Source organism: Yoonia sp., from assembly GCF_030731595.1.
Taxonomy (GTDB): Bacteria; Pseudomonadota; Alphaproteobacteria; order Rhodobacterales; family Rhodobacteraceae; genus Yoonia.
On sequence record NZ_JANQTS010000102.1, the window covers coordinates 19,274 to 36,559 of the forward strand.

15 protein-coding genes and 1 tRNA gene are annotated in these 17,286 nt (G+C 57.9%); 6 read left to right on the forward strand and 10 right to left on the reverse strand.

Annotated features, from left to right (window positions below; genetic code table 11):
* Positions 1-44: 44 nt before the first annotated feature.
* Positions 45-2,780, reverse strand: a complete 2,736-nt coding sequence (gyrA, locus tag NWQ23_RS12345; protein WP_306166669.1) for a DNA gyrase subunit A — start codon at positions 2,778-2,780, stop codon at positions 45-47.
* 160 nt (positions 2,781-2,940) lie between these two features.
* Between gyrA and NWQ23_RS12350 the strand changes: the two genes are divergently transcribed.
* The gene (locus NWQ23_RS12350; RefSeq protein ID WP_306166670.1) at positions 2,941-3,243 is read left to right on the forward strand and encodes an usg protein; all 303 of its coding nucleotides are present in this window, start codon (positions 2,941-2,943) and stop codon (positions 3,241-3,243) included.
* On the opposite strand, the gene NWQ23_RS12355 is transcribed toward NWQ23_RS12350, so the two are convergent.
* Both NWQ23_RS12355 and rocF read right to left on the reverse strand, forming a co-directional pair.
* Positions 3,240-4,286, reverse strand: coding sequence for an ornithine cyclodeaminase (locus NWQ23_RS12355; RefSeq protein WP_306166671.1), 1,047 nt, complete (start codon positions 4,284-4,286; stop codon positions 3,240-3,242). The two genes, NWQ23_RS12350 and NWQ23_RS12355, sit on opposite strands and share 4 nt — an antisense overlap.
* Complete coding sequence (gene rocF, locus NWQ23_RS12360; RefSeq protein ID WP_306166672.1) at positions 4,283-5,212, reverse strand: arginase; 930 nt, start codon at positions 5,210-5,212, stop codon at positions 4,283-4,285. The genes NWQ23_RS12355 and rocF overlap by 4 nt, the downstream gene beginning before the upstream one ends.
* An 86-nt stretch (positions 5,213-5,298) precedes the next feature.
* Here rocF and NWQ23_RS12365 point away from each other — a divergent pair, with 86 nt between their 5' ends.
* Entirely contained in the window at positions 5,299-5,718 is a 420-nt protein-coding gene (locus NWQ23_RS12365; RefSeq protein ID WP_306166673.1) for an Lrp/AsnC family transcriptional regulator, read from the forward strand.
* Here the strand turns inward: NWQ23_RS12365 and NWQ23_RS12370 are convergent.
* Entirely contained in the window at positions 5,675-6,166 is a 492-nt protein-coding gene (locus tag NWQ23_RS12370) for a disulfide bond formation protein B (RefSeq protein WP_306166674.1), read from the reverse strand. The two genes, NWQ23_RS12365 and NWQ23_RS12370, sit on opposite strands and share 44 nt — an antisense overlap.
* Positions 6,163-6,741 (reverse strand): YqaA family protein, encoded by a 579-nt coding sequence (locus NWQ23_RS12375; protein WP_306166675.1) that lies wholly within the window; start codon positions 6,739-6,741, stop codon positions 6,163-6,165. The genes NWQ23_RS12370 and NWQ23_RS12375 overlap by 4 nt, the downstream gene beginning before the upstream one ends.
* A 114-nt stretch (positions 6,742-6,855) precedes the next feature.
* Between NWQ23_RS12375 and NWQ23_RS12380 the strand changes: the two genes are divergently transcribed.
* The 3 genes from NWQ23_RS12380 to NWQ23_RS12390 all read left to right on the forward strand — a co-directional run bounded on the left by NWQ23_RS12380 (position 6,856) and on the right by NWQ23_RS12390 (position 9,483).
* Entirely contained in the window at positions 6,856-7,710 is an 855-nt protein-coding gene (locus NWQ23_RS12380; RefSeq protein WP_306166676.1) for a neutral zinc metallopeptidase, read from the forward strand.
* Between the two features lie 56 nt (positions 7,711-7,766).
* A tRNA-Leu gene (locus tag NWQ23_RS12385) sits at positions 7,767-7,852 on the forward strand.
* A gap of 371 nt (positions 7,853-8,223) precedes the next feature.
* Complete coding sequence (locus NWQ23_RS12390; RefSeq protein WP_306166677.1) at positions 8,224-9,483, forward strand: Hint domain-containing protein; 1,260 nt, start codon at positions 8,224-8,226, stop codon at positions 9,481-9,483.
* On the opposite strand, the gene NWQ23_RS12395 is transcribed toward NWQ23_RS12390, so the two are convergent.
* Both NWQ23_RS12395 and NWQ23_RS12400 read right to left on the reverse strand, forming a co-directional pair.
* A complete protein-coding gene (locus NWQ23_RS12395; protein WP_306166678.1) occupies positions 9,473-10,063 on the reverse strand; it encodes a nucleotidyltransferase family protein in 591 nt (196 codons plus the stop codon). The genes NWQ23_RS12390 and NWQ23_RS12395 overlap by 11 nt on opposite strands.
* Positions 10,060-12,468, reverse strand: a complete 2,409-nt coding sequence (locus NWQ23_RS12400) for an FAD-dependent oxidoreductase (RefSeq protein ID WP_306166679.1) — start codon at positions 12,466-12,468, stop codon at positions 10,060-10,062. Before NWQ23_RS12400 ends, NWQ23_RS12395 begins: the two co-directional genes overlap by 4 nt.
* 147 nt (positions 12,469-12,615) lie before the next feature.
* On the opposite strand from NWQ23_RS12400, the gene NWQ23_RS12405 reads away from it, so the two are divergent.
* On the forward strand, positions 12,616-15,027 hold the full coding sequence (locus NWQ23_RS12405; RefSeq protein WP_306166680.1) for an FAD-dependent oxidoreductase: 2,412 nt from the start codon (positions 12,616-12,618) through the stop codon (positions 15,025-15,027).
* Here NWQ23_RS12405 and NWQ23_RS12410 read toward each other — a convergent pair.
* The 3 genes from NWQ23_RS12410 to NWQ23_RS12420 all read right to left on the reverse strand — a co-directional run bounded on the left by NWQ23_RS12410 (position 15,024) and on the right by NWQ23_RS12420 (position 16,920).
* The gene (locus tag NWQ23_RS12410; protein WP_306166681.1) at positions 15,024-15,581 is read right to left on the reverse strand and encodes a YSC84-related protein; all 558 of its coding nucleotides are present in this window, start codon (positions 15,579-15,581) and stop codon (positions 15,024-15,026) included. The two genes, NWQ23_RS12405 and NWQ23_RS12410, sit on opposite strands and share 4 nt — an antisense overlap.
* Positions 15,582-15,817: 236 nt before the next feature.
* On the reverse strand, positions 15,818-16,483 hold the full coding sequence (locus NWQ23_RS12415) for a TetR/AcrR family transcriptional regulator (protein WP_306166682.1): 666 nt from the start codon (positions 16,481-16,483) through the stop codon (positions 15,818-15,820).
* A gap of 50 nt (positions 16,484-16,533) precedes the next feature.
* Positions 16,534-16,920 (reverse strand): hypothetical protein, encoded by a 387-nt coding sequence (locus NWQ23_RS12420; RefSeq protein WP_306166683.1) that lies wholly within the window; start codon positions 16,918-16,920, stop codon positions 16,534-16,536.
* Between the last annotated feature and the right edge of the window lie 366 nt (positions 16,921-17,286).

Below are 17,286 nucleotides of genomic sequence, written 5' to 3' on the forward strand. Positions count from 1 at the left end.
CCAGTTAGAGCCTTTAGGACCCGTGTTTTGCAAACCTGTCCTGTTTACAGATCCGCGTCTTCCTCACCCTGATCAGCGATCCAAGCCACGCTGACAACCGTTTCACCTTTACCTGTGTCAAAAACTTTCACACCACCGGCACCGCGTGAACGGAAGGAAATCCCCTCGATCGGTACCCGGATTGATTGACCGGTGGAGGTGACCAGCATGATCTGATCTGACATCTCGACCGGGAATGACGTGACCAAAGGCCCGCCGCGCATCGCCTTGTCCATGGCCGCGACACCCATGCCACCACGGCCACGCACTGGATAGTCATGGCTTGACGACAGCTTGCCGGAACCCTTGGCCGTGATCGTGAGGATCAGGTTCTCAGCCGCAGACATTTCCGCATAGCGTTCCTGACTGATCGCCCCTGCGACGACATCCTCGTCGTCTTCGTTTTCGGCCTCATCCGTCAATCCGGCCATGGCACGGCGCATTTTCAGATAGGCGGCCCGTTCTTCCGCTTCGGCGCGGAAGTGGCGGATGATCGACATCGACACGACCTTGTCCTTGCCTTGCAGTCTGATGCCCCGCACACCGACAGAGCTGCGTGAATTGAAGATACGCACATCTGTGGCGGGGAAGCGGATCGCGCGACCGGAATCGGTGATCAGCATCACATCGTCGTCGTTTGACGCAATGCGCGCGTTGATCAGCGTTGTATCCGCATGTTCATCCTCGAATTTCATCGCGATCTTGCCGTTGCGCATGACGTTGGTGAAATCCGACAGCTTGTTGCGGCGCACGGTCCCGGCAGAGGTCGCAAAGACCACTTGCAGGTCGTCCCATTCTTCCTCTGGCCGGTCGACGGGCATGATGGCTGCGATAGACACGCCCGCCGGGATCGGCAGGATATTCACGATCGCCTTGCCTTTGGCGGTCCGGCTACCCAATGGCAGACGCCACGTCTTGAGCTTGTAGACCATGCCATCGGTCGTGAAGAACAGCAGTTGGGTATGCGTGTTGGCCACAAAAAGGGTGGTGACCACGTCCTCTTCCTTGGTGGCCATCGACGACAGGCCCTTGCCGCCGCGCCGCTGCGCACGGAAATCGGCCAAGGCGGTACGTTTGATATAGCCACCCGAAGTGACGGTGACGACCATGTCTTCTTTTTCGATCAGGTCTTCGTCTTCCATGTCGCCTGACCAGTCGACAATCTCGGTGCGGCGGGGGACGGCGAAAAGGTCGCGGACTTCGGTCAACTCGTCGCGGATGATCTGCATGATCCGCTCGCGCGAACCCAGAATCTCGAGGTATTCCCGTATCTTGCCGGCCAGTTCTTGCAATTCGTCCGTGACTTCCTTGACGCCGATCTGGGTCAGGCGTTGCAGGCGGAGTTCAAGAATCGCGCGGGCCTGCGCCTCGGACAGGTTATAGGTGCCGTCCTCGTTCGCAGGATGGGTCGGGTCGTCGATCAGTTTGATATATTCAAGGATCGCTTCCGCAGGCCAACGGCGCGTCATCAGCTTTTCACGGGCGGTCGCGGCATCGGCAGACGACCGGATCGTTGCGACAACCTCGTCGATATTGGTCACAGCAACCGCCAGACCGCACAAAAGGTGCGAGCGTTCGCGCGCCTTGCGCAACTCGAACGCGGTGCGGCGGGCGACCACCTCTTCACGGAAGTCCACGAAAGCCGTCAGGAAAGCCCGCAAAGTCAATTGCTCGGGCTTGCCGCCGTTCAGCGCCAGCATGTTGCAACCAAAGTAGGTTTGCATCGGGGTAAAGCGGAACAACTGGTTCAGCACGACCTCGGCAGTCGCGTCACGCTTGAGTTCCACGACGACCCGCACACCGTTGCGGTCGGATTCGTCCTGCACATGGGCGATGCCTTCGATCCGCTTGTCGCGGGCGGCCTCGGCGATCTTGTCGATCATCGCGGCCTTGTTCACCTGATAGGGAATCTCATTGATCACAATGGCATAGCGGTCTTTCCTGATCTCTTCGATCACGGTTTTTGCACGCACGATGACGGACCCGCGCCCTTCAAGATAGGCTTTGCGCGCGCCGGAGCGGCCAAGAATGATTCCTCCGGTAGGGAAATCAGGGGCGGGAATGTATTCGATCAAATCCTCTGACGACATATCGGGTGTGTCGATCAGCGCGAGGGTCGCATCAATCACTTCGCCCAGGTTATGTGGCGGAATATTGGTCGCCATACCCACGGCAATACCGCCTGCACCATTGACCAGCATATTGGGGAAGCGGGCGGGCAGAACAGTCGGTTCGCGGTCTTTGCCGTCATAGTTATCCTGAAAATCGACCGTATCCTTGTCGATATCGGCCAAAAGATACACAGCGGGCTGGTCCATCCGCACTTCGGTATAGCGGTAAGCCGCTGCGCGATCCCCATCCATCGAGCCAAAGTTGCCCTGACCATCCAGCAGCACCAGCGACATGGAAAAATCCTGCGCCATCCGCACCAGCGCGTCATAAATCGCGCTGTCACCGTGAGGGTGATACTTACCCATCGTTTCCGCCACAGGGCGCGACGATTTGCGGTAAGGTTTGTCCGGCGTATTGTTGGTGCCGTGCATCGCGTACAAAATGCGACGATGCACAGGTTTGAGGCCGTCACGCAGGTCAGGAATGGCCCGCGACACGATGACGCTCATCGCGTAATCAAGATAGCTGGTCTTCAGCTCGTGTTCGATGGTGACCGACGGGCCATCGTACGCAGGGCGCATAGGTGGCATTTCATCATCGTTTTCAGGGGTTTCTGGGGTATCGTTCACGTGATCCGCCTGTTATTTTTCTGACTGCTATATATCGTTGCTAACACTCTATCAGACACTTGATGTAGGGCGCAACGCTCTATGAGACCCTCTGTTGGCAGCCACAGATGCAGACTGATAACATACTGTTTTTGTTGACAGAAATATTGCCGATGCAATCATGAATGTAGGTCCAACAAAAACCATCGGAGGCGACATGCATTCAGAGACCGAATTGATGCTCAAAGGCTACGGGCTGACCACCGCTGAAATGTTCTATCACATGCCCGATTACCCCCATGTGCTGAACACCTTTGTCTGGCAGGACTACGACCTTGCACCTGACCATGACAAGCTTTTGAAATTTATCAGCTTTTGGCGTGAAGAGCTTGACGGCCCGCTGCATTCAGTCCGCTTTGTGCATCGCAAGATGATCAGCCCGGGCGAATGGCGCAATGTCGTTGGGGAATTCACCTACCACTAGCGCGCGCGTTTCAGCATCCCGAACAGGTCGCGCGGGTCATCGGGGTCTGCGATCAGGTCGAGATCGGTGTAATAAGGCGTGTCCTTGATCTTCTCGTGGACATAGCGCAGGGCACTGAAATCCTCGATGGCAAAGCCGACACCATCAAAAAGGGTGACTTCACTGGCTGATTGCCGCCCCGATTGCTGGCCGGTGATGACCTGCCAGAGTTCGGTTACCGGATGATCGGCAGGCATCTGCTGGATTTCGCCCTCGATCCGCGTCTGCGGCGGATATTCCACAAAGACCGAAGCGCGCGCGACGATATCGCGGTGCAGTTCTGTCTTGCCCGGGCAGTCGCCGCCGATCGCGTTGATGTGGACACCGGCGCCAACCATGTTATCGGTCAGGATCGTTTGCATATCCTTGTCTGCGGTGGCAACCGTGATGACATCCGCGCCTTCAATCGCCTCTTCCGGCGTGGTGCAGGCGGTGATGTGAAAGCCAAGCCCTGCAAGGTTCTTCATGCATTTTTCGGTGGCGGCACTGTCGATATCGTAAAGCCGCACATGGTCGATCCCGCAGACCGCCTTGATCGCCAGACACTGGAATTCGGACTGCGCGCCATTGCCGATCATCGCCATGGTTTTCGCGGCAGGTGATGCAAGATGCTTGGTGGCGACCGCCGACATCGCACCGGTGCGCAGGGCCGTCAGGATTGTCATTTCCGAAAACAGGATCGGATAGCCGGAATAGACCTCGGACAGAACCCCAAAGGCGGTCACGGTCTGCAAGCCTTCGCCCATGTTCTTGGGGTGCCCGTTCACATATTTGAAGCCGTAGAATTTGCCGTCAGAGGTTGGCATGAGTTCAATCACACCCACATCCGAGTGGCTGCCCACGCGGGGCGTCTTGTCGAACAAGTCCCAGCGGGCAAAGTCTTTTTCGATCTCGGTGGCGAGGTCGGACAAAAAGGTTTCGATCCCGATGTGATGCACCAGACGCATCATGTTATCGACGCTCACGAAAGGGACCATCGCCAGTTTTGACGCCTTCAGGCTCATGATTTGCTCCGTGTCGGGCGGTCAAAGACACGGCGGCCCAGCAATGACGCGGTCAGGTCGACCATCAGGTTGGCGGTCGTGCCGCGATCATCCAGAAAGGGGTTGAGTTCGACCAGATCAAGCGATGTGACCAGCCCGCTGTCTGACAGCATCTCCATCACCAGATGGCCTTCACGGACGGTGGCACCGCCGGGGACAGTGGTGCCGACCGCAGGGGCGATGGATGGATCAAGAAAATCAACATCCAAAGAGACATGCAGCATGCCATTTGCCGCCGCGACACGGTCAAGGAAGGTTTGCAAGGGCGCGCTGATCCCTTCCTCGTCGATCCGGCGCATATCGACCAGCATCACGTCACCGTCGTCCAGCACAGCATGTTCTGCCGCATCGACAGAGCGCAGGCCGATCATGCAGATATTCTGCGTCTCGACCTTTACAGGGAGGGGCGGGTAAGCGTCAAAGCCAGCGCGTCCGGTCACGTAACCCACGGGCGTGCCATGCAGATTTCCGCTGTCGGTGGTGTCGGGGGTATGAATATCGCTATGGGCGTCCAGCCACAGCGCAAAGAACGGGCGGTTCCGGGATGCGGCATGTGCCGCCATCCCGGCCACGGTACCGGCGGCCAGCGCATGATCGCCACCCATAAAGATCGGCATACCGCGCTTGGCGGTGTCTTGTGCCGCGGCCATCAGCGTCTGGGTCCAGCCCACGTTTTCCGCGAGCTTATGCACCAGCGGGTTGCGCGGCGCAGGCACCGTGACTTCGGCTGGAGCAAGATTGCCAATGTCTTCGACCGTATGGCCCAGAGCTGTCAGCGCCTCTGCGATACCGGCCGTGCGGTAGGCGTCAGGCCCCATAAGACAGCCCCGGCGCCGCTTGCCGCAGTCCACAGGGGCCCCAATCAATATGCAGTGTTTTTGTGTCATATCCGCAATCTTGCGCAAAAGCAGGGGTGTCGTAAGCCCGCATTTTGTGCAAAATGGGCAGGAAACTTACAGATCGGGCAATTGAAATGGACAGTTTGGATGGTCACCTGATTGCGGCCCTCAAAAGCAATGGCAGGGCCACATTGTCAGAACTGGCCGACCTGCTGGGCGTGACCCGCAGCACGGTGCGTGTGCGGCTCGATCGCCTTGTTCAGGGCGGTGAAATCGCGGGGTTTACGGTGCTCACACGCTCTGACGTGCGCCCGGATGCGGTGCGCGGGCTGATGATGCTGGAAATCGCAGGGCGCGGGGCGGAAAAGATCATGAAGCAGTTGCAGCGTATGCATCAGGTGCAGGCGGTCCATTCCACCAATGGCACCTGGGATTTGATCGCGGAAATCGGGGCCGAAACGCTCGAGGCCTTCGATCAGGTCTTGTTCGCAATCCGCCGGATGGAGGGCGTCACGCGCTCCGAGACAAGCCTGTTGCTGTCGACGCGCCGCTAAGACGGACGGCGATGACCCAAAGCGCCACAAGACCAAGGGAAAGCAGAGCGTTCCAGCTTGCCATGGAAAGAGTCAGGAACTCCCAACTCACTTGGTCGCACATGACCACGCGCGGGCCTGCAATCGTCAGCAGATCGGACCCGCTCAGCCCAGACAGACTGCCGCCGCCTGTGCAGCTTGTGGGACCTTCCCACCAATCGCGCTCGACCCCCGTGTGGAACACCCCGATGCCCGCCGTTGTCGCGGCAGCCAACGCACCAAGCGCGGGCAAGAGCGGGCCCTTTACCCTGAGGGACAGAACACCGATCAGGATCGCCGCCACATGCGGCCATCTTTGCCACAAACACATCGCACAAGGCGGATATCCAAGCGCCTGAAAAAGATAGGCCCCCGCCAAAAGTGCCGCTGATCCGCCTGCGGCCAAAGCGACCATGAGGTTGCGTGTCATAGCAGCCCCACCATGGCAAAACCGCCGATCAGCAGCACGCAGAAGAGGATGAACATCAGACCCAGCCGTTTTTCGATGAAATCGCGGATCGGTTCTCCGAATTTCCACAGCAGTGCTGCGACAAGGAAGAACCGGATCGCGCGGGCAAAGATGGACGAGGCGATAAAGACCCCCAGCGGTAGACCCGTCACACCAGAGGCAATCGTGATCACCTTGAACGGCAAGAAAGTGACACCGGCCACAACAACAGCCCAAGCGCCATATTGGTTAAAGACCGCCGACATTTCCTCGAAACTGTCGGCCTTGCCGTAAATTTCCAGAATGGGTTGGCCGACGCTCTCCATCAGCACAGCACCGATGTAATAGCCGAACAAACCACCCAGCACCGAAGCCAGCGTTGCAACGAGGGCAATCAGGAACGCGCGTGAGGGGCGCGCAATGATCATCGGGATCATCAAGACATCGGGGGGAATCGGAAAGAAGGACGATTCGACAAAAGCAACAACCGCCAGTGCCCACAAAGCGTAGGGCGATTTTGCCAGCGAGATGGTCCAGTCGTAGAGCCTGCGTAACATGCGATGCGATGCCTTGTCGTTTTCCTGCTTAGGCCACGCAAGCGCGCAACCGTCAAGCTTGTGCAGCAATATAATACACTTAAACTGCATCGCGACAGGTAGGGAGACGACCTCATGAAATGGCAGGGACGGCGCGGCAGCCGCAATATCGAAGACCGGCGCAGGCAGGGCGGCACGCGCAGTGCAGGCAGTATCGGCGGCATCGGGCTTATCGCCGTCTTGCTCATCGGCTACTTTTTGGGGATTGATGTCACGCCTTTGCTGGACGACGGAGCCTTGGGCGGGGTCCAGACCACCCAGAATGTCGAGATCACGCCGGCCGACGAGCGTGCGGCGCAATTTGTCTCTGTCACTCTTGCCGATACCGAAGAGGTCTGGACCGATATCTTTGCCCGTCAGGTCGGGGCAGACTATGCCGCGCCTATTCTTGTTTTGTTCAAGGGACAGACACGATCGGCCTGCGGCGGCGCATCGGCAGCGACCGGACCGTTCTACTGCCCGCCAGAGCGCAAAGCCTTTCTTGATACGGATTTCTTCACAACACTCGAACGCCGGTTGGGTGCATCGGGAGATTTTGCCGCAGCTTACGTCGTCGCTCATGAAGTTGCGCACCACGTGCAAAACGAACTGGGGATCTTGGGACAGGTCAATCAGTTGCGCAGCCAGATGTCCGAGGCAGAGTCGAACGCCATGTCGGTTCGTGTCGAATTACAGGCCGATTGCTTTGCAGGAATCTGGACCCGCGCAGTGCAGGAACGCTTTGGCAGTCTAGAGCAGGGCGACATCGCCGAAGCGATGAATGCGGCAGCCCAAATCGGCGATGATACCCTGCAACGCAATGCCGGACAGACTGTCCGGCCGCATACATTTACCCATGGCACCAGCGCCCAACGCCAACGCTGGTTCAGCCGCGGGTTGGAAAGTGGCAACCTATCCGACTGCGATACATTCGCGGCCACAAGATTGTAGCAAATCCCGATTGACGGGACTTGCTTGCGGCTTTAGGAGATGCGCACTGACACAAAGCCGATGTGGCGGAATGGTAGACGCAGGGGATTCAAAATCCCCCGATGGTAACATCGTGAGAGTTCGAGTCTCTCCATCGGCACCACAACCAAAGAATGCCTGACATGCCGTAACGTCACGCAAGGGTTGGTGGCATTCCTAAGTTTATGCACAAAATAAGCTCGATTTTGACATAATTTGCTGTCATTGTCGACGTGAGGTCAGGGCGTGGGTGCAGCGTGGCTATTGTCTTGCATGCCCCCGAAACACTTGAATAAAAGCCAACAAAGCCGAACGGCGCATATAAGTCGATGGTTGGTCTTTGACTATTCAGGTTAACCCGCATTTGACCTTCGTCGATCACGCGCCGTTTTGCGGCGCGCAAAAGAAAGTAAACGAACTGGATGTTTGGCCTTCCGGTTTGTGTGTTTGAGGTAGCGAGAGCGTCATGTGCCAAGAAGTCCGGGATCTGCGTGGATGACAAAATTCACGCTGGATTGGTCAGCAACTGATGTGGACGGCGTGAACCGTGTTTTGTCTTCTGGACAAACCGCGCAATTTACCGTGTCCACGTCTGCGGACGGCGTGGCGTCAGACTGGTCCATCACCACCTGCGATGGACAGGCTTGGCTAGCCGGCAGGGCTGGGGCGGGACCTCTTGAGGTCAACATCGCTTTTGCTGACCCCGTCGCGGATCTTGCTTTTGAACTCCTTGATCTGGATGCTGATCGGTCAGGTGATCCAGTGGCTTGGCAAGACGCGATTGCTGTGATCGGGCAAGACGATGCCGGCCATCAGGTTCCTGTCGGCCTATCCGATCCGCGCCGCCAAGACGTAGCCAGCGTTCCCGGGACGGATCATCACCCGCTCAATCGTGTTGCCATCACAACAAGCGGCCCTGTTACCCTTTTGACAGTCCGCATTGAAAGCAGCGATGCGTCGCACTTTATTGGCATCGGCCAGATCTCTTTCGAGACCGACAGCGCTTTCGGCTTTGACGATGAGGATGAGGATGACGACTTTGATATCCTGAGCCTGCTTGGCGCGGATGTCGATGTGATCAGCTATGACACAGCCGACCCCGGCGCAGGGCGTGTGACCTTCCTTGACGGGAACACAATGCTCTTTTCACAGATCGAGCATATCATTCCCTGCTTTACGCCCGGCACAGCGATTGCCACGCCGAAAGGGGAAATTGCGGTCGAAAAGCTGAAGGTGGGTGATCGCGTCTTGACGCGCGACAACGGCATTCAACGCATCAACTGGATCGGGACCAAGCGGATCGATTTCGATCAGCTGAAGTCGACACCGCAATTCCGTCCCATCTTGATCAAGCAAGGTGCGATCGGGGACGGATTGCCAGAGCGGGATATGCTTGTCTCGCCCAGCCACCGGATGTTGATCGTGTCGGAATTTGCGCAGCTTTATTTTGGCCAATCAGAGGTCTTGGTTGCCGCCAAGCATATGTTGGCCATGGATGGTGTCGAAATCTCCAATCAACCTTATGTCACTTACGTGCATTTCATGTGCGACAACCATGAAATTGTTCTGTCTGACGGCACATGGAGCGAAAGTTATCAGCCCGGTGACTTTACCCTCAAAGGCTTTGACAATGACCAGCGCGAAGAGCTGTTTGCGCTCTTTCCGGAACTGGCCACCAAAGAGGGGATCGCGGCCTATGGTGCGGCGCGGCGCACTTTGTCAAAGCGCGAAGCCAAACTTCTGTTCAAAGGCTAGTCTTGCGCCAGTCTGCCCAGTCTTCGGGCGTGTCCAGATCAAGCCTTGCGCGCTGACCGGGCAGATTGACCAGATGCGTTCTGTCGCGCAGCGGTTTCACAAGCGCCGCACCACCGTCATCGCCCTGCAAGGTCGCGAATTGCGCGCGCAGGCTGGCTGCAAAGATGACCGGATGACCGGGCTTGCCGTCTGCAGTCGCGCCGCGCCAGATCAGCGCATCAGGATAGGCGGCTCTGGCAGCCAAGACGGCCGCCAGATCGGCCTTTTCCAGCGCCACCAGATCACCCAGCACCATCATGAAATCCACATCTTCCGGCAGTTGCGCCACAGCCCCGCGCAGCGTGCCGCTCATGCCTTCCGCTGCATCGGGCACCGCAAGGATCGTGATAGGCAAATCCGCAAGCGCCTGCGCCCGCGGATGGTTCAACGCGGGCAAGGCCACATAGACCGGACAGGCGGTGCCAAGCGCATGGCGCGCCTGCCGGTGCAGCAAGGTTTCTCCGCCCACATCCTCAAGCAGTTTGTCAGCCCCGCGCATCCGGCTGGACGACCCTGCTGCAAGGATCAGGATCGGGATCATCCGCGCATGGCCGCGCCGTCGGGGTCAAACAGCGGCGTCATGATCCGCTTGGCGTGGCGCAATTTGCCCATGATCTCGATCTCGGCGGTCAGGTCGTCAGTTGCCAAGGCACGCGGTACCAAGGCCATGGCAATCGACTTGCCCGCGTGATGGGAATAGCCACCCGAGGTGCAGAACCCTTGGACCGCGCCATCAATGAACACCGGTTCGTAAGCCACGACATCGGCATCATCCGCATCGACCTCGAAGGCAACCAGCGTGCGGGCAGGGGGATTGGCCCGCTCTGCCTCGGCCAGCGCCCGTCCGATGAAATCGGTGTTTTTCTTGAAGCTGATAAAGCGGTCCATGCCTGTTTCGGCGGCGGTATAATCGGGTGAAAATTCGCTCAGCCACGACCCGAAGAAGCGATCCAGACGCAGCGACATCATCGCCCGCATCCCGAAAGGCGTGATCCCCATAGGCTGGCCTGCATTCCACAGGGTCCACCACAACTGGCGCTGGTCCATCGGATCGCAGTAAATCTCGTAGCCCAGATCGCCGGTATAGCTCACGCGCTGCACGATGCAGGCAACCTGGCCGATGGTCATGCGCCGCACGTCCATAAACTTGATGCCTGCCACATCATCGCGGGTGCAGGCGGCCAGCAGATCACGTGCTTTTGGTCCTGCAATCTGGAATCCTGTGCGCTTGTCCGAGATGTTTTCGACCCGCGCATCCGCAACCTCATTGGCCAGGAACCAGCGGTGGTGGATCTCCTGCGCGCCATAGCTGGCGGTCAGTTGGAATTCCTCCTCTGACAGGCAAGAGACGGTGAAATCGCCCCAAAGCCGCCCCTTGGGTGACAGCATCGGCGTCAGCGACATGCGACCGGGCTGCGGAATGCGCCCTGCCATGATCCGGTCAAGCCATGCGCGCGCGCCGTGGCCTGTCACGCTGAACTTGCCGAAATTCTGCACTTCGTTGATGCCGACGCCCGCGCGCACGGCCTTGACCTCGCGCGCTGTGGCGGCAAAGGCATCAGAGCGGCGGAAGGTGGGGGTCTCGTAGGCCGGTTCATCGCCTTGGGCGAAATAATTGGGGACTTCGAGCCCGAACTGATGGCCCCAGACAGCGCCCAGATCGGTAAAGATATCATACATCGGCGTCGTCCGGTGCGGACGCGCGGCAGGCAGTTCCTCGTTCGGATAGCTGACCGAGAAACGGTTTTGATAGTTTTCGATCACCTTGGGCCGCGTGTAGCCCGGTGTGATCCACTTGCCGAAACGCCCCACGTCCATCGCGGTCACATCACGTTCGCACTCACCTGTGGTCATCCATTGCGCCAGCATCAGACCGACACCGCCGCCCTGACTGAACCCTGCCATCACGCCGCAAGCGGACCAGTAATTGCGCAAGCCCGGCACAGGGCCGACCAGCGGGTTACCGTCAGGGGCAAAGGTAAAGGGGCCGTGGATCACGGATTTGACGCCCGCACGTTCCAGCACCGGAAAGCGCTTGTAGGCAAAGGCAATGGAATCCTCGATCTTGTCCAGATTATCGGGCAGCAGTTCATGGCCAAAATCCCAAGGCGTGCCATCCACCGCCCAAGGCTTGCAGGGCTGTTCGTAAAACCCGATGCACAGCCCGCGCCCTTCCTGGCGCAAATAGCTTTCGCCGGCAGGGTCCATCACATGAGGATGCTCTGCGTCGCGTTCATAGATTTCGGGCAGATCGTCGGTGACGATATACTGGTGTTCCATCGGGTGCAGCGGCACATAAGACCCCGCCATCGCCGCCACTTCACGCGCCCAAAGGCCACCGGCATTGACCACATGCTCGGCATGGATCGTGCCTTTGTCGGTGACCACATCCCATGTGCCGTCAGGGCGCTGGTTGGTTTCGATCACCTTGGTGTGCAGTTCAATCGTGGCCCCGCCCATGCGCGCGGCCTTGGCATAGGCGTGGGTCGTGCCTGAAGGGTCCAGATGCCCGTCAAGCGGGTCATAAAGCCCGCCGATGATCCCGTCGAGGTTTGTGATGGGTGCGATCTTGGCGATCTCTTCGGGGCCCACGATCTCTGTCTCCAGCCCCATATAGCGGTGCTTGGCCCGTTCCGCGACCAGCATGTCAAAGCGGTCCTGGTTATCGGCCAAGGTGACGCCGCCTACGTGGTGCAAACCGCAGGACATCCCTGTAATGGCCTCTAACTCGCGGTAAAGCTTGATGGTATAGCCTTGCAGGGCGGCCATATTGGTATCACCGTTCAGCGTGTGAAAACCGCCCGCCGCGTGCCATGTGGAGCCTGAAGTGAGTTCGGAACGCTCTAACAACATGATATCGGACCAGCCCAGTTTGGTCAGGTGATAGAGAACCGAGCAGCCAACAACGCCGCCCCCGATAATCACTGCTCTTGTCGTCGTTTTCATCTCTTGGCGCTCCTGCTGTTTGCGGCAGTATGCATCTGAAAAAAATCTGCGGGTGATCCTGTAAGCGACATCTTGTGTCGCAGCGATGCTATCCTTGTTTTGTCACAATGAAGACGGTGACAGCAAGGTCAACGGAAAGGTTTCCAAATGCGCACCCATGCCCAAGCAGTCGTTATCGGAGGCGGGGTGATCGGGTGTTCGATCCTCTATCACCTTGCCAAATTGGGCTGGAGCGATGTTGTTTTGCTGGAACGCTCGGAGTTGACAAGCGGATCAACTTGGCATGCGGCGGCCAATATTCACGGGCTGCACGATAGCACCAATATCAGCCGCATCCAGCACTATACGATGAACCTCTATAACGCGCTGGAGGCCGAAACCGGCCAGTCCTGCGGCGTATTCCAGCCCGGATCGCTGTATCTGGCCCAAACCGAAGCGCGCGAGCATCAGTTGCGCCTGCAAGCGGCCAAGGCCAAGTTTTACGGCATGAATTTCCATGAAGTCAGCCGTGACGAGGCCGAACGCCTGCACCCGCTGGTGAACTTCGACGGGATTCGCTGCATCATGTATGAACCCGATGGCGGCAATGTGGACCCCTCGGGTGTCACGAACGCCTATGCGATCGGCGCCCGTCAGCGCGGCGCGGAAATTCACCGCTTTACGCCTGTCACAGCGACCCTGCCGCAACCGGATGGCACTTGGATCGTGGAAACGCCCAACGGGAATATCCACACCGAATGGGTGATCAACGCCGCCGGTCTTTGGGGGCGTGAAGTGGCGGCACTTGCAGGGATAACCTTGCCGCTTTTGCCCACAGAGCATCAGTATTTCGTCACCGAAACCATCCCCGAAATCGCCGCGATGGACCGCCGCTTGCCCTCGGTCGCGGATCGGGATGGCGAATATTACCTGCGCCAGGAGGGGCAGGGGTTGCTGGTGGGGGCCTACGAGAAAGACGTGCGGTTCTGGGCCGAGGAGGGCACGCCGCAAGGCTTTGGGCATGAACTCTTCGCCGATGATCTGGAACGGATCGAAGACAATATGATGCGCGCGATCGACCGTGTGCCTGTTGTGGGCGAGGCCGGGATCAAACGGGTCATCAACGGCCCGATGATCTGGTCCCCCGACAGCAATGTGCTGTATGGCCCGCATCCGGAACTGACCCATTATTTCTGCTGCAACGGGATCATTCCGGGGTTCAGCCAATCGGGCGGCATGGGCCTGATGGCCGCGCAATGGATCATCAATGGCGAAAGCGACTATGATATGTTCGCCTGGGATGTGGCGCGTTTCGGAACATGGGCCGATGCCAAGTTCACAAAGGCGCGGGTCGGCGACCAATACGCCAAGCGCTTTTCCATCCATTTCCCCAACGAGGAACGCGCGGCAGGACGACCCGTGCGCGTCCGCCCCGCGTACCAGATGCAAATGGACATGGGCGCTGTCTTTGGACTGAACTACGGCTGGGAACATCCATTGTGGTTTGCAGATCAGCCGGGTGTGAAAGACACCAATGGCTTTACCCGCCAGAACTGGTTTGAACCCGTAGGCCGCGAGGCGCGGATGCTGCGCCAAACTGCTGGTATCATTGATATTTCCAACTTTGCCAAATACTTCGCCACAGGGCCGGGGGCCGCTGATTGGCTGAACGCTGTCTTTGCCAATACCATGCCCAAGGCGGTCGGGCGGTCCTGTCTGACCCCGCTCATTGGCGTGCGCGGCGGGATCGCGGGGGATTTCACGGTCACCCGTTTGGCCGAGGATGAATTCATGATCATCGGCGGCGGTATGTCCGAACGGTACCATTCGCGGTTCTGGAAAGAGGTGCCATTGCCCGCAGGGACCACCTTTGAAAGCCGGACGGATACGATGTGCGGCTTCAACGTCGCAGGGCCGCAATCGCGGGCGTTACTTGCGCGCTTAACCAATGCGGACCTGAGTTCCGAGGCATTCCCCTTTATGCGCTCACAACGGATCACCGTCGCGGGTGTGGACGTGATCGCGCTGCGTGTGTCCTTCACCGGCGATCTGGGGTGGGAATTGCACTGCGATCAGGCCGATCAACTGCGCCTTTATGCGGCACTTCTGGAGGCAGGGCGCGCGGTCGAGGCAGGCCCTGTGGGATCACGCGCGCTGATGTCGCTGCGGATCGAAAAGGGCTATGGCAGCTGGAGCCGCGAATATTCACCCGAATACTGGCCGCAAGAGGTGGGATTGGACCGGCTGATCAAACTGGACAAGGAATTTCTGAACAAAGCCAGTTACTTGAAGATCAAAGATAATGCGCCGCGCGAGATGCTGTCATTGATCGAAGTCCAAGAGGTGACCGATGCCGATGCCACAGGCGGCGAGCCGATTTTTCTGACCGATGGCACGCCAGTGGGGCGGGTTACGTCAGGCACCTATGGCTATTCTGTCGGAAAATCGCTGGCTTTGGGCTATCTCAAGCATGTCGCCCCCGGCACGCCGGTGGACGTCATGATCCTGGGCAAACCGCATCGTGGTGTGGTTCTGGCGGAGCCACCGTTTGACCCCGCCGGAACGAAACTGCGCGCTTAAGGAATGATGCGGGTGTATTTGGAGCCTTCGAGCGTCGCGCCAAGGCGTAGCCCTGTCTGACCAAAGATCACCGCGATGACAGGCGAGAGCGATGTCGTCGTCTCGGCCCGCAACATCTCGCTCTGGTCGCTGATGGCGTATTCGATATCTGCGCCTGCCGCCCAACCGGGAGACTGGCGGAATTCCAAAAGCGACTCTGGCGTCATGAAAAACAGCACATGGCTGAACTGCTGCGCACCGATTTGCAGGCCAGCACTGCCCGAGGCCGTCGAGTAATAATCCACTGTCGAAGGACCAACACGCAAGGCCCCCCGCCCGTAAGAGCCGCCAAGGCCCAAGCCGACCTCTGTGACCAAGGGCATGACCAACATGCCGGCCGCACGTGACGCCAGATCCTGCGTCCCGGGATACTGGGCAAACATACCGTTCAACGTACTATCGACCCGCGCGTCAATTGTCGCGGCACCGCCGCCGCCAATACCGTTTCCGCATGCCGCCAAGGTCGTGGCTGCCAAAGTACCAAGCGCAAAGCTGCGCCGAGAGAGAATATTCATGATGTATCCGCCTATATGCCTGAGTGAAGGCGTTTTCCGCCTCTTATAACAAAGAGTATAGGTGAGGGATCCCGCTGTGTCACGCGGCAAGGTAATAGGCGGGGGATGTCTGCTTGGAGCCCAAAGTGTTGAACTCAAAGAGGAGAGCGGACGTTCGCTTCTGGAACAGTGCTCATAACATCCGCAGATGAAACCGGTTGTTTATAACGGCGCGGAATTCTCACATTTGCGCTGTGTTATCTGGCCTTAGGTGCCTTATCGGCTTTTATAATATCTTGTGGGTTCCGATTGGCAGTAACCGCGTCAAAGTAGAAATTGAGCATCGCCTCAAGAGAAGTTGGATTCTTGTGAAGGCGGCTACGCAGGGCAGCTCCTTCCCAGCAATCGACCAGCAGGTTTGCCATTTCTTGCACATTGCTATCGCAAGGGATTTCGCCCTGCTTTCGTGCTTCTTCAAGGCAACCAGCGACGCGTTCGGCAATTGCAGCAAAACACTCTGCGATCTTTGCTCGGAAAAGGACGCTGACCCCTGACAGTTCCTGACCAAGGCCACCCAGAAGACAACCCATGTAGCCTTCTTCGCGGTAAGAAATCTGTATCATTTCGAAAAAGTCTCGCACACGGGTCAACGGTGGCCGTTTCGGATCCAGCAGGCTTGCATCAAGCCCCGCGTGGACTTGCGTCATATAGGTATCAACAACTTGTAGCGCAAAGTCCTCCTTGTCTTTGAAATGATGATAAAATGATCCTTTTGGAACCCGCGTTTCCGCAAGCAGTGCCTGGATGCCCAGATCGTTATAGCCATGCTTGAGAAGCATCCGTAGTCCAGCGTCGATCAACCTTTGCTTGGTTGTATGAATGGACGCAACAGCTGCTGCGTCCTGCGTTTTTTTAATACTCATATGTCTTTCTGTCGTTGATCAATCGCTGGGCAGAACGCTAGAGGGTGGGGCTAGCCTTGCGTCATTTCAATCATATGATCGATCACTTGGCTATGTTCGTGTTGCGGACTGAACATGATAATCTCAGCATCGGCATCGACTTTCACGTTGTGACCCGGTGGCCAATAGAAAAGATCATTGGCGCTGACGGTCTCTTCAGTACCTGCGGCATCGGTCGTTGTTAGTTGCCCCTCTAGGACATAGCCCCAGTGCGGCGATTGGCAGAGGTTGCCCTCTAATCCTTGAAATAGCGGTGTGGTGTCGACGCCAGCAGACAAAGTGAAATACTCCCCACTAATCTTACCGAGCCCGGTAGCATCTCCGAAATCCTTATGTTGACGGATAACGGCTCCTGGAATTTGCATCTTGATATCAACATTTTCTTTGGAAACTCGCATGACATGTCCTCCCTTGGTTTTGCTATATTAGACCGATCGGTCTATTCAACGCTACTCCTCTACCCCCAAAAAAGTCAATGGTGCAGTCGGTTGGCTCAGAAAACGGCCACTACTGAATGCCAGCATTGTCCCAAATAGCTGCCCCTGAATTCCCCGAAATGCCATGCTGGCCATCGATGTACACTTTGGGAAGGCGGCACTGCTGCGGATCTTTGAACAGTCAACGACTGCTTGGGGGGGGCGGTAGCAGACTTTGGAGTGGGAGTGTCCGACGTCCCTTTCGTCCCGCAGAGCGGACCTTGGCCGCGCCCCAAATCAACCGTTCAAAATCTTCGCTGCTTCTGGTGCGAAATACGTCAAAATCCC

Bases quoted from the DNA above. Each gene is read 5' to 3' on its own strand.
- NWQ23_RS12395 (WP_306166678.1), bottom strand. From the start codon at position 10,063: ATGATCCCGATCCTGATCCTTGCAGCAGGGTCGTCCAGCCGGATGCGC.
- NWQ23_RS12410 (WP_306166681.1), bottom strand. From the start codon at position 15,581: ATGAATATTCTCTCTCGGCGCAGCTTTGCGCTTGGTACTTTGGCAGCC.
- NWQ23_RS12375 (WP_306166675.1), bottom strand. From the start codon at position 6,741: ATGTTACGCAGGCTCTACGACTGGACCATCTCGCTGGCAAAATCGCCC.
- NWQ23_RS12390 (WP_306166677.1), top strand. From the start codon at position 8,224: ATGACAAAATTCACGCTGGATTGGTCAGCAACTGATGTGGACGGCGTG.
- NWQ23_RS12400 (WP_306166679.1), bottom strand. From the start codon at position 12,468: ATGAAAACGACGACAAGAGCAGTGATTATCGGGGGCGGCGTTGTTGGC.
- NWQ23_RS12350 (WP_306166670.1), top strand. From the start codon at position 2,941: ATGAATGTAGGTCCAACAAAAACCATCGGAGGCGACATGCATTCAGAG.
- NWQ23_RS12415 (WP_306166682.1), bottom strand. From the start codon at position 16,483: ATGAGTATTAAAAAAACGCAGGACGCAGCAGCTGTTGCGTCCATTCAT.
- NWQ23_RS12420 (WP_306166683.1), bottom strand. From the start codon at position 16,920: ATGCGAGTTTCCAAAGAAAATGTTGATATCAAGATGCAAATTCCAGGA.
- NWQ23_RS12370 (WP_306166674.1), bottom strand. From the start codon at position 6,166: ATGACACGCAACCTCATGGTCGCTTTGGCCGCAGGCGGATCAGCGGCA.
- NWQ23_RS12380 (WP_306166676.1), top strand. From the start codon at position 6,856: ATGAAATGGCAGGGACGGCGCGGCAGCCGCAATATCGAAGACCGGCGC.
- rocF (WP_306166672.1), bottom strand. From the start codon at position 5,212: ATGACACAAAAACACTGCATATTGATTGGGGCCCCTGTGGACTGCGGC.
- NWQ23_RS12365 (WP_306166673.1), top strand. From the start codon at position 5,299: ATGGACAGTTTGGATGGTCACCTGATTGCGGCCCTCAAAAGCAATGGC.
- NWQ23_RS12355 (WP_306166671.1), bottom strand. From the start codon at position 4,286: ATGAGCCTGAAGGCGTCAAAACTGGCGATGGTCCCTTTCGTGAGCGTC.
- NWQ23_RS12405 (WP_306166680.1), top strand. From the start codon at position 12,616: ATGCGCACCCATGCCCAAGCAGTCGTTATCGGAGGCGGGGTGATCGGG.